The sequence below is a fragment of the Pseudomonas sp. 14P_5.3_Bac1 genome (assembly GCF_025466135.1).
Lineage (GTDB): Bacteria > Pseudomonadota > Gammaproteobacteria > Pseudomonadales > Pseudomonadaceae > Aquipseudomonas.
In genome coordinates this window covers 14,692-28,124 of sequence record NZ_JANLOF010000037.1, presented here as the reverse complement: position 1 = coordinate 28,124, position 13,433 = coordinate 14,692, and the positions used below count along the sequence as shown (strand labels likewise).

At 60.2% G+C, this 13,433-nt stretch carries 12 protein-coding genes; 3 read left to right on the top strand and 9 right to left on the bottom strand.

Features of this window, described 5'->3' with window-relative positions; all coding sequences use genetic code 11:
- Positions 1-2: 2 nt before the first annotated feature.
- Positions 3-860, top strand: coding sequence for an RNase adapter RapZ (gene rapZ, locus NTD89_RS08530; protein ID WP_145165179.1), 858 nt, complete (start codon positions 3-5; stop codon positions 858-860).
- Positions 861-876: 16 nt separating this feature from the next.
- Entirely contained in the window at positions 877-1,149 is a 273-nt protein-coding gene (locus NTD89_RS08525; RefSeq protein WP_262207107.1) for an HPr family phosphocarrier protein, read from the top strand.
- A 102-nt stretch (positions 1,150-1,251) separates the two neighbouring features.
- Here NTD89_RS08525 and NTD89_RS08520 read toward each other — a convergent pair whose 3' ends face one another.
- The 6 genes from NTD89_RS08520 to pmbA form a co-directional block, all read right to left on the bottom strand.
- On the bottom strand, positions 1,252-2,145 hold the full coding sequence (locus tag NTD89_RS08520) for a ZIP family metal transporter (RefSeq protein ID WP_262207105.1): 894 nt from the start codon (positions 2,143-2,145) through the stop codon (positions 1,252-1,254).
- Positions 2,146-2,177: 32 nt separating this feature from the next.
- Positions 2,178-2,789 carry a superoxide dismutase gene (locus tag NTD89_RS08515; RefSeq protein WP_242194692.1) on the bottom strand — a complete coding sequence of 204 codons (612 nt, stop codon included), beginning with the start codon at positions 2,787-2,789 and terminating at the stop codon, positions 2,178-2,180.
- A 1-nt stretch (position 2,790) separates the two neighbouring features.
- Entirely contained in the window at positions 2,791-3,234 is a 444-nt protein-coding gene (locus NTD89_RS08510) for a hypothetical protein (RefSeq protein WP_119736611.1), read from the bottom strand.
- 27 nt (positions 3,235-3,261) lie between these two features.
- Positions 3,262-4,638, bottom strand: a complete 1,377-nt coding sequence (locus tag NTD89_RS08505; protein WP_145165187.1) for a class II fumarate hydratase — start codon at positions 4,636-4,638, stop codon at positions 3,262-3,264.
- Positions 4,631-5,026: a FagA protein gene (locus tag NTD89_RS08500; protein WP_262207101.1), complete on the bottom strand. Its 396-nt coding sequence runs from the start codon at positions 5,024-5,026 to the stop codon at positions 4,631-4,633. Before NTD89_RS08500 ends, NTD89_RS08505 begins: the two co-directional genes overlap by 8 nt.
- A 148-nt stretch (positions 5,027-5,174) precedes the next feature.
- Positions 5,175-6,521, bottom strand: a complete 1,347-nt coding sequence (gene pmbA / locus NTD89_RS08495) for a metalloprotease PmbA (protein WP_124416442.1) — start codon at positions 6,519-6,521, stop codon at positions 5,175-5,177.
- 108 nt (positions 6,522-6,629) lie between these two features.
- Between pmbA and yjgA the strand changes: the two genes are divergently transcribed.
- Positions 6,630-7,151: a ribosome biogenesis factor YjgA gene (gene yjgA / locus NTD89_RS08490; RefSeq protein ID WP_083360139.1), complete on the top strand. Its 522-nt coding sequence runs from the start codon at positions 6,630-6,632 to the stop codon at positions 7,149-7,151.
- Between the two features lie 44 nt (positions 7,152-7,195).
- Here yjgA and tldD read toward each other — a convergent pair whose 3' ends face one another.
- The 3 genes from tldD to NTD89_RS08475 are packed head-to-tail and all read right to left on the bottom strand — an operon-like array spanning position 7,196 to position 13,367.
- Positions 7,196-8,638, bottom strand: coding sequence for a metalloprotease TldD (gene tldD, locus NTD89_RS08485; protein WP_145165191.1), 1,443 nt, complete (start codon positions 8,636-8,638; stop codon positions 7,196-7,198).
- Positions 8,639-8,654: 16 nt separating this feature from the next.
- Positions 8,655-9,503 (bottom strand): carbon-nitrogen hydrolase family protein, encoded by an 849-nt coding sequence (locus tag NTD89_RS08480; protein ID WP_262207098.1) that lies wholly within the window; start codon positions 9,501-9,503, stop codon positions 8,655-8,657.
- A gap of 48 nt (positions 9,504-9,551) precedes the next feature.
- The gene (locus NTD89_RS08475) at positions 9,552-13,367 is read right to left on the bottom strand and encodes a YhdP family protein (protein WP_262207096.1); all 3,816 of its coding nucleotides are present in this window, start codon (positions 13,365-13,367) and stop codon (positions 9,552-9,554) included.
- Positions 13,368-13,433 lie beyond the last annotated feature (66 nt).

Below are 13,433 nucleotides of genomic sequence, written 5' to 3'. Positions count from 1 at the left end.
TCATGCGTTTGATCATCGTCAGCGGCCGTTCCGGCTCGGGTAAAAGCACCGCACTCAATGTCCTTGAAGACAATGGCTTCTATTGCATCGACAACCTGCCCGCCGGCCTGCTGCCGGAGCTGGCCGAGCGTGCGCTGATTCACACTGAGTTGGCGCAGCCGCTGGTTGCCGTTTCAATTGATGCACGTAATCTCCCCAGCCACCTCTCGCGATTTCCTGAATTGCTCGAAGAAGTGCGGGCCAAGCACATCCATTGCGACGTGCTGTACCTGGATGCCGACGAAGAGACGCTGCTCAAGCGCTTCTCTGAAACCCGTCGACGTCACCCTCTGAGCAGCCCTCACCGCTCGCTGGCCGAGGCCATTGAGGACGAGACCACGCTGCTGGGGCCGATCATCGACCTCGCCGATCTCAAGATCAACACCACCGGCTTGAACTTGTATCAGCTGCGCGACGCCATCAAACTACGCCTGCTGAATCAACCAGAGCCTGGCACGGCATTTCTCGTCGAGTCGTTTGGCTTTAAACGAGGCATGCCGGTCGATGCCGACCTGGTGTTCGATGTTCGCTGCCTGCCCAACCCTTACTGGAAGCCGGAGCTGCGTGATCAGTCGGGGCTGGATCAGCCGGTGGCCGAGTACCTGGCTGCGCAACCGGATGTCGAAGAGATGTTCCAGGACATTTCCAGCTACCTGCTCAAATGGTTACCACGTTTTGCCGCGAGTAATCGTGCCTATGTCACCATCGCCATCGGCTGCACCGGCGGCCATCACCGTTCTGTCTACCTGACTGAACGCCTGGGCCAGGTGCTGCAACAAACCCTCAAGAACGTCCAGGTTCGCCACCGCGACCTTAGCTGAAAGGAACACCTGTTCGATGCCCGCTCTGGAAATTGAAATCATCAACAAGCTGGGCCTGCACGCTCGCGCTTCCGCCAAATTCGTCGGTGTGGCCGGGCAGTTCCCTTGCCAGATCCGGGCCGGGCGCGCTCCTGAATCCATGGTCGACGGCAAGAGCATCATGGCCATGATGATGCTGGCTGCCGGCAAGGGCACCAAGATTCACTTGAAGACTGAAGGCGAGCAAGAACAGGAAGCGATGGACGCGCTGGTAAAGCTGATCAATAACTTCTTTGACGAAGGCGAATAAGCACGTCCAGGCATCGGCTTGCTGGCGGGACGCCCTCAAGCCTTGCCGTCACCGGGCGGACGCCACCGTTGCCAAGCCGGGCTTGTAATAATGGGCCGAGGTTTATCCCAGAGCAGTATCCATCACCATCATCAAGCAGAACCCGATGCACAGCCCCAGGCTGGCAAGCTTTTCGTGACCATTGCGGCGCGATTCGGGAATCACTTCGTGCGTCACCACCAGCAACATCGCCCCAGCTGCGAGTGCGAGCCCCAGCGGTAACAAAATTTCCGCCAGGCTCACCAGCCAGGCACAGAGCACCGCAAATACCGGTTCGACCAACCCTGACGCAGCGCCGATCAGGAACGCTTTGATCCGCGACATCCCCGCCCCGGCCAAGACCAGCGCAATCACTAAACCTTCCGGAACATCCTGCAGGGCAATGCCCATTGCCAGGCTGTCAGCATCCGGCATGCCGCCACCCGCCGAGACACCTACGGCCATGCCCTCCGGAATGTTGTGGGCAATGATGGCAAACACGAACAACCAAATGCGTGGTGGAATCACCGGCTTGTCCGGCGTGCCCACCAGCATTTCCGGGCTGGCGCCGGAGACCTTGCGGTCAACCAGGTACAACCCGAACGCACCGAGCATGATGCCGAAGCTGATCAAACCACTGGCTCCCCAAGGCGATAGCCCAAGGCCTTCAGCGGCCGCAATACCTGGCACGATCAGCGAAAAGGCCGTCGCCGCCAACATCACACCGGCGCCAAATCCCAGCAGGGTATCGCTGAGCGCTACCGGCATCCGGCGAATCACCAGCACCGGGACTGCGCCCAGTGCCGTCCCAAGCGCGCAGATCGCCCCGCCCTGCAAGGCGCGCAGGATGCGCGGTTCAAGATCCAGCCAGGCCAGCCCGTGGGCCACCAGCAATGCAGTACCTGCCAATAGCAGCAGCGAACCAAACGCATAACGAAACATTCGTCCGCTGCTGATCGCCAGTGTTTCAGTGCCCATAGTCGGCCTTAGATCTTGTTATTGGATGAATATCAGGCCACGGCGGCCTGGTAGCGTGCGGCGACTTCCGGCCAGTTGATGACGCTGTAGAAGGCGTTGATGTATTCCGGGCGGCGGTTCTGGTAGAGCAGGTAGTAAGCGTGCTCCCAGACGTCCAGACCGAGGATCGGCGTGTTGCCGTTCATCAGTGGGCTGTCCTGGTTGCCGCTGCTTTCGACCACCAGAGTTTTTTGCGGCGTGACGCTCAACCAGGCCCAGCCGCTGCCGAATCGGGTCAAGGCCGCCTTGGTGAAGGCGTCCTTGAAACTGTCGAAACCGCCCAGTTGTGTCTCGATCGCTGTGCCTAGCGCGCCCTCGGGTTTGCCACCGCCTTTGGGAGACATCACCGCCCAGAACAACGAATGGTTAGCGTGACCGCCACCTTGGTTAATCACCGCTGCGCGTAGTTTTTCCGGCAGTTGCTGGACGCTGGAGACCAGCTTTTCAACCGGCCAGCCCGCAAACTCGGTGCCCTCGACCGCCGCATTCAGATTGTTGATGTAGGTCTGGTGATGCTTGGTGTAGTGGATTTCCATGGTCTGCGCATCGATATGCGGCTCCAGGGCATCATAGGCGTAGGGCAAGGCAGGCAAGGTGTAGGACATATCAATGTGCTCCGTAATAGGGACTGTTGCGGGTCGACGCTTGCGGTTGCGCCGCAGTGCCACCCAGCAAGCGATGGGTCCGCGGGTACTCGCCGTGATCACTGATGAAGTTCAACAGTTCGACGTAGGTCTTGCTGCTCTGGCGCAGCGCCGCCTCGCGCAATTGCGGGCTCAGGCGCGGGTCCTGCATGGTCTGCAACAGGCGTTGATGGATAGCGCACAGGTATTCCGCACTTTCCTCAGGCTGGTTCAGGCGCAGGTGCAAGTCCGCCAGGTTGTGATGGGAGATGACGCAAGCCGCCACTGCTTCGTCGGCATCCGCCCAGCGCTCGAATAACACTTGAGCCAGGGCCAGGGCTTGCAAATAGGCCTCGCGAGCGTCAACCAATTCGCCCTGCATAAAGCAGCGATTGGCTCGTTCGATCGTGCGTTTCCAGTGCTCCATGGTGAGCCTCCAAAGCAGAGTCGGTGATTACACGCCGCCGGCCGTGAGCTTTTCCGGATCCAGCAGGATCTCGAGTTGGCTACGTGACAAGTCGGTGTGCTCGAGGGCGACATCAATTACCGGACGGCCTTGCTGGTAGGCCTTCTTGGCAATTTCAGCGGCTTTTTGGTAACCAATGATCGGGTTGAGGGCCGTGACCAGAATCGGGTTGCGCGACAGCGCTTCCTTGAGCTTGGCCTCGTTGACTTTGAAGCTGGCGATGGCCTTGTCCGCCAGCAGTCGGCTGGAATTAGCCAGCAGTTCGAGGCTGCTGAGCAGGTTTTGGGCAATGATCGGCAGCATCACGTTGAGTTCAAAGTTGCCGGACTGACCCGCAACAGTGATCACGGTGTCATTGCCGATGACTTGCGCAGCAACCATGGCAGTCGCTTCGGGGATCACCGGATTGACCTTGCCAGGCATGATCGAAGAGCCAGGCTGCAAGCCCTCCAGTTCGATTTCACCCAGGCCCGCGAGCGGTCCGGAGTTCATCCAGCGCAAATCGTTGGCAATTTTCATCAGCGAGACGGCGGTGGCTTTCAGCTGGCCGGAGACGGCCACAGCGGTGTCCTGGGAGCCAATCAACGCGAACAGGTTCTTGCCCGGTGTGAATTTCACGCCGGTCAGGGTGCTCAGTTGCTGGCTGAAACGCGCGGCGAATTCCGGGTGTGCGTTGATCCCGGTGCCGACCGCCGTGCCGCCCTGGGCCAGGGCTTGCAAGCTCGGCAGCAAGTCCTGCAAGTGACCGATATTGGCTTTGAGTTGTTGCGCCCAGCCGTTGAGCACTTGGCTCATACGCACCGGCATGGCGTCCATCAAGTGGGTGCGGCCGGTTTTGATAAACGGATGGACCTCCTCGGCCTTGTGTTCGATCACCTGCACCAGGTGCAGCAAGGCCGGCAGCGTTTGCTCGTGCAGCACCAATGCGGCGCTGACGTGAATGGTGGTCGGGATAATGTCGTTGCTGCTTTGGCCGCAGTTCACGTGGTCGTTGGGGTTGACCGCTTCGCCCAGCAAACGGCTGGCGAGGGTCGCAATCACTTCGTTGGCGTTCATGTTGGAGCTGGTGCCGGAACCGGTCTGGAAGATATCCACCGGAAAGTGCGGCATGTAATCACCTTCCAGCAAACCCTGAGCGGCGTCGACAATGGCTTTGCCTTGCGCTTCGCTGATCTGCTTGAGGTCGACGTTAACCTTGGCGGCGGCGGCCTTTGCCAAAATCAGGGCGCGAATGAATTGCGCCGGCATACGCTGGTTGCTGATTGGGAAGTTGTTCACCGCGCGCTGGGTTTGCGCGCCATACAGGGCCCCGGCAGGCACTTGCAGTTCGCCCATGCTGTCGCGTTCGATACGGGTGTTACTCATCGGAAGATCCTTGCACCAGGTCAGAAACGGAAATGGAGGGCAGCAATTCGCAGGTCGCCAATTGCCAGGCAAAGGTCTGCCAGCGCTTGAGGCGGCAGGCACAGTGAGAGAGTTTTTCCAGGTCACGCAGCGGGCGCCACGCCTGGTCCAGGCACATGGATCGCCAATGCCAGGGCAAGGCGACATCGCTGGCGGTGTCGATCAACAGACGGAATGATGTTTCAGCGATCGTCCACGGATGGGTCGCGGTGCAGCACGCCAGGTATCGACCCTCATTGAGGTAATGTTCGATCAGGCGGGGTTCATTGGGATCGAGGCCGCAGCGAATCTGACGACTCATCCAGCGCCAGCTTTCCAGGTACGGATCCTCATGCAGGACAGGACTCATGATCCACACTCATTCGGTAATGATATTTATTATTAAATGATATTGAGAATCAAAACAAGGGTGGCACGTGAATCCACCCATGGCGCGAGCACAAAAAAAGGCGCGCCATCTGTAGGATGGCGCGCCTTTTTTTTGAGACGTTGAGTGTTTAGCTGCCGGCGACGGTCATCCGCTCGATCAACACCGACCCCGTGCGAATATTGCTGCGCAGCTCCAGATCGTTACCGACGGCAACGATCTGCTTGAACATGTCGCGCATGTTGCCGGCAATAGTCACTTCCTGGACGGCGAACTGAATCTCGCCGTTTTCCACCCAGAAACCGGCGGCGCCGCGGGAATAGTCACCCGTGACCATATTCAGGCCACTGCCCATCAATTCGGTCACCAGCAGGCCGCGGCCCATGCGACGCAGCAGCGCAGCCTGGTCTTCGTCGCCATGGGTCACGAACAGGTTGTGCACGCCACCGGAGTTGGCCGTGCTCGGCAGCCCCAGCTTGCGACCGGCGTAAGTGCCCAACACGTACGAGACCAGCTCGCCCTTCTCGACGAACGGCTTGGCATAGGTCGCCAGGCCATCACCGTCGAAGGCGGAACTGCCCATGGCACGCATCAGATGAGGACGCTCATCGATGGTCAGCCACTCAGGGAACAACTTCTGGCCGATTGCGCCCTCAAGGAACGAGGACTTGCGGTACAGATTCCCACCGGAAATCGCCCCCAGGAAGCTGCCAAACAGGCCGCCGGCAAGTTCGGCCGAGAACAGCACCGGCACTTCACACGTCGGCACCGGACGCGCGCCCAAACGGCTCGCCGCGCGCTGCGCAGCGCGCTGACCAATACTGACCGGGTTCGCCAGCAATTCACCCTGGCGGCTTACGTCGTACCAATAATCACGCTGCATCTGGCCATCGGCTTCGGCGATCATCACGCAGCTCAAGCTATGGCGAGTAGAAGCGTAACCGCCGATAAAACCGTGGCTGTTGCCGTAAACACGGCAACCCTGATGGGTGCTCAAGGTGGTGCCATCAGCATTCTTGATGCGGGGATCGGCATCAAACGCCGCAGCTTCGCAGATCAGCGCCTGCTCGATAGCCTGCTCAGGCGTGATGTCCCAGGCGTGAAAGAGGTCGAAATCCTTCAAGTCCTTGGCCATAAGCGCTTTGTCGGCCAAGCCCGAGCTTTCGTCTTCGGACGTGTGCTTGGCAATCGCCAACGCAGCAGCGACAGTTTCGCGAATCGCTTCCGGACCGCTGGCCGACGTACTCGCCGAGCCTTTGCGCTGCCCCGAATACAAGGTGATACCAAAACCCTGATCGCGATTGAATTCGACAGTTTCCACTTCCCGCTGGCGCACCGACGTCGACAGCCCCTGCTCCAGCGATACGGCCACTTCACAGGCACTGGCACCCTGACGCTTGGCCTCGGCAAGGATCTGCTCGACTTGTTCCTGCAGTGCCGGTAACGCTTGCGGACCGACGCTTTGGGCTGCACTCATGGTTTTCTCCACTCAAATTCTGCTTTCGGTTAAGGCCATCGAGCGACCGGGCCGGACAAGCGGCCCCCGACTGGTTATCATGGCGGCGTTTCTTTGCGGACTGCCACCATGGTTGATTCTTACGACGACTCCCTCGATGGGGAGAAAAGCAAAACCCAGGTCAAACGCGAGCTGCATGCTCTGGTTGACCTTGGCGAGCGCCTTACAACGCTCAAGCCGGATTTGGTTGCAAAACTGCCACTGACCGACGAAATGCGCCGGGCCCTGGCGGATGCGCCTAAGCACACCGCGAATATCGCGCGTAAACGGCACATCATGTTTATCGGCAAATTGATGCGCGATCAGGACACTGACGCCATTCTGACGTTGCTCGATCAACTCGATGCCTCCACTCGCCAGTACAACGAACGTTTCCATAACCTGGAACGTTGGCGTGACCGCCTGATTTCGGGCGATGACGCTGTACTGGAGAAATTCGTGGTGGACTACCCGGACGCGGACCGCCAGCAACTGCGCTCCCTGATCCGTCAGGCCCAGCACGAACTGGCGCAAAACAAGGCTCCGGCCACCAGCCGTAAAATTTTCAAGTACATCCGTGAGCTGGACGAGACTCAACGCGGCCTGCGCTGATCCTCTTCCCCGGGTGGCGTCTGCGCCACCCGAAGCTCCACCGCTTACGACCCCGTGCCACCCACGGTGATCGCATCAATCTTCAAGGTTGGCTGGCCAACGCCGACCGGCACCGACTGCCCATCCTTGCCGCATGTGCCCACGCCGCTGTCCAGCGACAGGTCATTACCGACCATCGACACCTTGCTCATGGCTTCCGGCCCATTACCAATCAACGTCGCCCCTTTGACCGGCGCGGTAATCTTGCCGTCTTCGATCAGGTACGCCTCGCTGGTGGAGAACACAAACTTGCCGCTGGTGATATCCACCTGGCCGCCGCCGAGGTTCGCGCAGTAGATCCCGCGTTTGACCGAGGCGATGATTTCCGCCGGATCGCTTTGGCCACCGAGCATGTAGGTATTGGTCATACGTGGCATCGGCAAGTGCGCGTAGGACTCACGACGGCCGTTACCGGTGCGCGCCACGCCCATCAGACGCGCATTGAGTTTGTCTTGCATGTAGCCCTTGAGCACACCGTTTTCAATCAGCGTGGTGCACTCGGTCGGCGTGCCTTCGTCATCAACGCTCAACGAACCACGGCGACCCGCCAAGGTGCCGTCGTCGACAATGGTGCACAGCTTGGACGCGACCATCTCGCCCATGCGCCCGCTGTAGGCCGAACTGCCCTTGCGATTGAAGTCGCCTTCCAGGCCGTGGCCCACCGCTTCGTGCAGCAAAACCCCGGACCAGCCCGAACCCAACACCACCGGCAAGGTACCGGCGGGTGCAGGGATGGCTTCCAGGTTAACCAGCGCCTGGCGCAACGCCTCGCGGGCATAGCCCATGGCGCGGTCATCAGAAAGGAAATAACGGTAGTCGGTACGCCCGCCGCCGCCATGGCCACCGCGCTCGCGGCGACCATTCTGCTCAACGATCACGCTGACATTAAACCGTACCAACGGCCGTACATCTGCCGCCAGCCCGCCGTCGGTGGACGCCACCAGAATGCGTTCCCACACACCGGCCATGCTCACGGTCACTTGCTGTATGCGTGGGTCGAGGGCACGGGTAGCGGCGTCGATACGCTTGAGCAAATCGACCTTTTCCGCACGGCTGATCACTTCCAGAGGGTTATCCGGCGCGTACAACTGCGCCACGTCCTGGGTACTGAACGCCTGCACCGTGCCGTTCTGGCCAGCGCGGGAAATCGAGCGCGCTGCGCGGGCCGCCAGACCCAGCGCTTCAAGGGTGATGGCATTACTGTAGGCAAACCCGGTCTTTTCACCGGATTGCGCACGCACGCCCACGCCCTGGTCAAGGTTGAAACTGCCTTCCTTGACGATGCCGTCTTCGAGGGCCCATGACTCGGAAATCTGCCCCTGGAAATACAGGTCCGCCGCGTCGATGCCTGGCCCGGCCAGGTCGCCGAGCACGGTTTGCAAGCTTTCGATGGTCACGCCACCGGGTGCCAGGAGGTGTTCACTGACTGAGGACAACAACTCGCTCATAGGTTTGGCCTTAAATTCATCGTTCCGAAGCAGGCCGCAGCGCGCCCTGCGAGAAAAAGCGCCGATGGTTGACCACCGGCATGCGCGCCCGTATCGACGCTTGTTCATTGCTATCGCGTTCGGCCAACAACACCGCTTCGCCCTGATCCTGTTGTGTCAGCACGCGCCCCCAAGGGTCGACAATCGCTGCGTGGCCAAAGGTTTCCCGTGGGCCTGGGTGTACGCCGCCTTGGGCAGCTGCCAGCAAGTAGCACTGGGTTTCAATGGCTCGCGCCCGTATCAGTACGTCCCAATGCGCAGCACCCGTCACCGCGGTAAAGGCCGAGGGGGCGGTAATCAATTCAGCCCCCGCCGCGCGCAATTCGCTGTACAGCTCCGGGAACCGCAGGTCGTAGCACACCGTCAGGCCCAATCGCCCCACCGGCGTGTCCGCTACCACCACATTGCTCCCGAAAGCATAGTCGTCAGATTCGCGATAACGACCCCGCGCATCAGCTACATCCACATCGAACAAGTGCAGCTTGTCGTAACGGGCGACGATTTCGCCCTGATCATCGATCAACAGCGAGCAAGCATTGGACTTGGCGTTGGGTTGGTCCTTGGGCGGCAACGGCAAAGTACCGGCCACTATCCATAAGGTGAGGTCGCGAGCGGTCTGTTTCAACCACGGCAGGATCGGGCCTTCACCCAAAGCTTCGGCGCGGCCGAGATCGGCTACGTCACGGCGGCCCATGGCGGCGAAGTTCTCCGGCAGTACCGCCAGCTTCGCGCCGCCCGCCGCCGCTTGCTCCAGCAAGCGCCTGGCCTGGGCCAGGTTGGCCAGAACATCGCTCTGGCTGACCATCTGAATTACCGCAAAGGACATAGGCCGACACTCCGAAAAGGGCATGCGGCCATGCTACTCCACAGCCTCTCAGTTTGGTTTTTCAAATGGCTTGTCGAAGGTGATTTTTGGATCCTTCCATGGCCCTTGCACCTTGTACTGCACGCTGGCGAAACGCGAAACACGATCGCCAATCAACTTGTCGATCAAAAACAGCGCGCCACCAATGGCCGGTGCACCGACAATCAAAGCGGCGATCGGCAGGTTATTGGTCACCGGCAACGTGACCAGCAGCTTGGCGTCGACGCGGTCGGCTACCAGGTCCAGCGTGCCGTTGAGCTCCAGGTTGGTGGAAGGCCCGGTCATGGTGATGGGTTCACGCGTCACGAACACGCCATTGCTGGCCGCGAGCAAGCCTTTGACCCGGTCATAGCTCAAACCTTTGCCAAGCAAGTCCGAGAAGTCCAGACGCAAACGGCGCCCGATGGAGTTGAAGTTCAGCAAGCCAAATACCCGCAGAGCCTGCGCGCCACCTTCGACCTCAACGAACTGGCCTTTGCGGAACGCTGCATCCAGGCTACCGGAGAAACGCTTGGGACCGACCCAAGCCGGCGAGCCCGGCCAGCGCCCGTCCACATCCAGATGGAAGTCTTCACTGGTTACCGTCGGCGCGAACCCCCAGCCTTTGAGCACATCGGCGATGTTCTTGCCATCCAGGCGTCCTTTGTACCAACTGCTGCTGTTACCCGGCGCGCCTTCCCAACCACCAGCGCCGTTGAGCTGCATGCCTTTGAGGCCAAGGTCCAGATTGTTGAAGGCCAGGCCTTTGGCCGTCGGCCGTACTTTCAGTGACCAGGCGCCCACCAAGTCCGGCCCCTGGAACAGTTGATTGATAGAGATATCCAGTGCTGGAATGTCCTTGGGGTCGACATCCGCCAACGGGTCTGGCGCGTTTTCGTCGGCCTGTGCCTTCGGATCCACCGCCGGCAACTTCACGTACTGCAGGTTGATTGCAATAGGCGCGCCCTTGGCATCAGGAAGGTTCACAGCACCTTTGGCTTGTTGACTGTCGAACTGCAGCCCCCATGCGGCCGGTTTGCGGTCAAGTTGCAGGTTGACCTGGTCAAACTGGGTACCAAAACCGCTCAACTTGCCCACCTTGAAATCAGCACCGCTGAGCAGTTGCTTGGCATTGCCGCCTGGGTCATTGCCGGCGTAACGGTCGACCAGTTTTTTCCACGGGTCTATATCCAGCTCCGACAGCACGCCACGAATGCGCAAGCCTTTGGCAGCCGGCAGCACGGCATCACCGTCCCCCAGGAACAACTCCCCGCGACCCTCATTGAATTTGTCCGGAGGCGACGCAAAGGTGAAGCTCGCCAGCTCGCCATAATCGAACCAGTAGCGGCGCTCGGCCCCCTGCAAGGTCATGCGGAATACGCTGTCGCGCCCCTGGCTGGCGGGCATGCCAAACGGTGCGGGCAGATCGACCGCTACGCCTTTCATGTTGGAACTGACCATCAGTTGGCTGTCGGCGCCGTCCAGTGTCACTTGCAATTGGTAGGGGATATCGCCGGACACCGGCAGCGGCTGGCTAATTTTCAACCAGTCCGTCAGGCGCTTGACCGTGACCTGCCCCTTGGCGGTGATACGCGTGCTGATAGTGCCCGGTTTGCCATCAGCAACGATCTGCGCCGTGATCGGACGATCAAACGCCTGGGCGGAGATGTTCTGGCCACTCAGTCCCTTGGTGCTGTCGAAGCGGAAATCGCCCTTGAGCTGGCTCAAATCCAGAGTCGGCTCGGCCAATTGCAGGCGGGACTTGTCGGTCTGGAAATCCACCACGATCTTGGGTTCGGTGCCTTTGACCAGCGGAATATCCAGGTCCAGCTTGCCTTGCAGGTCGCCCTCGCCTTTCCAGCCGGCAAACGTCGAGCCAGTGCCGATCGGCGCGTCCTGAAGGATCTTCAAGCCATCCCCCAGGCCACCTGCGAATCCACCGGTGATCAGCAGATGACTGTCTTTACCGGCTGGCGCGTGAGGAATATTGACGTAAACGTCCTTGACCTTGGTGTCGAGCAATTGGCCCTTGCTCGCCAGGATGCGCACGCCGCTCTCCTCGACAAACACTTCGCCATTGACCTTGCTCACATGCGGCCAGCCTGGCTGGAACGCCAGTTCGGCATCGTGCACCTTGAAGAACAGGCTGATATTGCGCGCAGCCGGCAGCGCGTCGTGGTTCAGCGAACCTTGGTACTGGAAGAAACCTTGGTCAACCGCGCCTTTGAGAATCGCTGTGCGCAACCACTCATCCAACGACGGGCTCAATACCGCCGGCAAATACTTGGGTGTAAAACGGCCATCGCCATCGACCATGCCGACCCGCAGGTCCATATAGTCTTCCTGGCTATGGTCGAAATGCAGACGAATCAGGAAGTCTGCCGCAACCTTGCCTTCTTCGCCGAGCACCTTGATGTAGGGGGCGATCAGGGTGAAACCTTCTTTATCCAGCTTCCACGTCAGGCGTGCATTGGCCTGGATGTACTGCCACGGTTTGGCAAAGATCGGGTACAGGTGCAAGGAGAAGTCCTTGCTGTCCATGCGCAACTCACCGTGCCCCAGGTCGCCGCTGATACTGCCGGACACGTTGCGCGCAGCCGGTGCGCCGAAGTAGGCATCAAACCCGATGCGCTCGAGGTTGGCGGCAAAACTGACCTTCTGATCGCTCGTATCCTGGGGGCGAAAATCCACCAGCACGTTGCGCAGCACGCCAGTGGCCTTGAGGTGTTCGACGGTTTTGGCAAAGCCTTCCGGCAGGGGCGCCAAGGCATTCAGCAGCGGCGTGATCGGCGTCAGGTCAAGGCGGTCGGCCTGCAGTTTCCAGACCTCCAGATCCTTGTCGGTAGCCAGGCTCTGCTGCAATTGCAGGCGCGACTCCCAGCGCGTTTCACCAATGTTCATCGCCAGCGAGTCAAACAGCACGTTGAGGCCGCTTTCACTGCGTTGCAGATAAGCCGTAAGGGCAAGGTTTTCGATATGGACCGGCTTGCGGTTGGCGTAGCTGCCTTTGAGCTGGGGTGAGTTCAGACGCGCCACCGCGCTTTGCACGGTGCCTTTGGCCCAGGTCAGCCAGAATTCGCCGCCGGCCTTGAACTGCGTGACGTTCCATTGCTGGGTCAGCCTGGCGGGTATCCATTTGGCCCAGTCGCTTTGCGGCAGGCTCAGGTAAGCCTGGACTTCACCGTCTTTCCAAGCGCTGGCGCGAATACGGGTACGCAGGTTTACAGCCAGTGGCTGGCCATCCGGCAGGGTCAAGCGCGCATCGAGGCGCTGGCGATTGGCGCCGGTGTGCAGGCTCAGGCCCACGTAAGTCAGGGTCAGCGGCGCCTGGCCGAACGGTTGCAGCGTGACCTGGCTATCGAGCAAGGACACGCGCTTGACCATCTGCATGCGCGTCAGCAACTGCTCAGGGTCCAACGGTTGGTCATCTTGCACCGGCAGGCCTTGGAGCGCCCAGTGGCCGTCCTTGTCTTCCTTGACGCTCAACTGCAGCCCGCTGACTTCCAGGTGGGCTATACGCACTTCGCGGGCCATCAGGCTGGCCCAGATATCCGGCACCACCTCAACCTGGTCCAGGCGCAAGGCACTGCTGCCCTCGCCGACCATCACGTCGTGAGCCAGCAACACAGGAGCGAAACCGCTCCAGCGGCCTTCAAGGCTGCCGATTTGCACGGGCATGTCCACCGCAGCCTGAGCCTTGGCTTCGATTTCGGCGCGGTATTCAGCCACCAGCGGAGTCAATTCACGACCCAGGCTCACGTACACCGCAGCCAACACCAGCAGCAAGGCACACAAGCCCAGGCCCCAACGGGTCAAAGCGGCAAAAAAGCGTATCAGACGCTCCATGTCAGGCGACCCTCAAAGCAGTGGACGGACGGCAGATCAAGGTCTGCCGTTCTCGAAGAAATTAAG

Bases quoted from the DNA above. Each gene is read 5' to 3' on its own strand.
- rapZ (WP_145165179.1), top strand. From the start codon at position 3: ATGCGTTTGATCATCGTCAGCGGCCGTTCCGGCTCGGGTAAAAGCACC.
- NTD89_RS08525 (WP_262207107.1), top strand. From the start codon at position 877: ATGCCCGCTCTGGAAATTGAAATCATCAACAAGCTGGGCCTGCACGCT.
- NTD89_RS08520 (WP_262207105.1), bottom strand. From the start codon at position 2,145: ATGGGCACTGAAACACTGGCGATCAGCAGCGGACGAATGTTTCGTTAT.
- NTD89_RS08515 (WP_242194692.1), bottom strand. From the start codon at position 2,789: ATGTCCTACACCTTGCCTGCCTTGCCCTACGCCTATGATGCCCTGGAG.
- NTD89_RS08510 (WP_119736611.1), bottom strand. From the start codon at position 3,234: ATGGAGCACTGGAAACGCACGATCGAACGAGCCAATCGCTGCTTTATG.
- NTD89_RS08505 (WP_145165187.1), bottom strand. From the start codon at position 4,638: ATGAGTAACACCCGTATCGAACGCGACAGCATGGGCGAACTGCAAGTG.
- NTD89_RS08500 (WP_262207101.1), bottom strand. From the start codon at position 5,026: ATGAGTCCTGTCCTGCATGAGGATCCGTACCTGGAAAGCTGGCGCTGG.
- pmbA (WP_124416442.1), bottom strand. From the start codon at position 6,521: ATGAGTGCAGCCCAAAGCGTCGGTCCGCAAGCGTTACCGGCACTGCAG.
- yjgA (WP_083360139.1), top strand. From the start codon at position 6,630: ATGGTTGATTCTTACGACGACTCCCTCGATGGGGAGAAAAGCAAAACC.
- tldD (WP_145165191.1), bottom strand. From the start codon at position 8,638: ATGAGCGAGTTGTTGTCCTCAGTCAGTGAACACCTCCTGGCACCCGGT.
- NTD89_RS08480 (WP_262207098.1), bottom strand. From the start codon at position 9,503: ATGTCCTTTGCGGTAATTCAGATGGTCAGCCAGAGCGATGTTCTGGCC.
- NTD89_RS08475 (WP_262207096.1), bottom strand. From the start codon at position 13,367: ATGGAGCGTCTGATACGCTTTTTTGCCGCTTTGACCCGTTGGGGCCTG.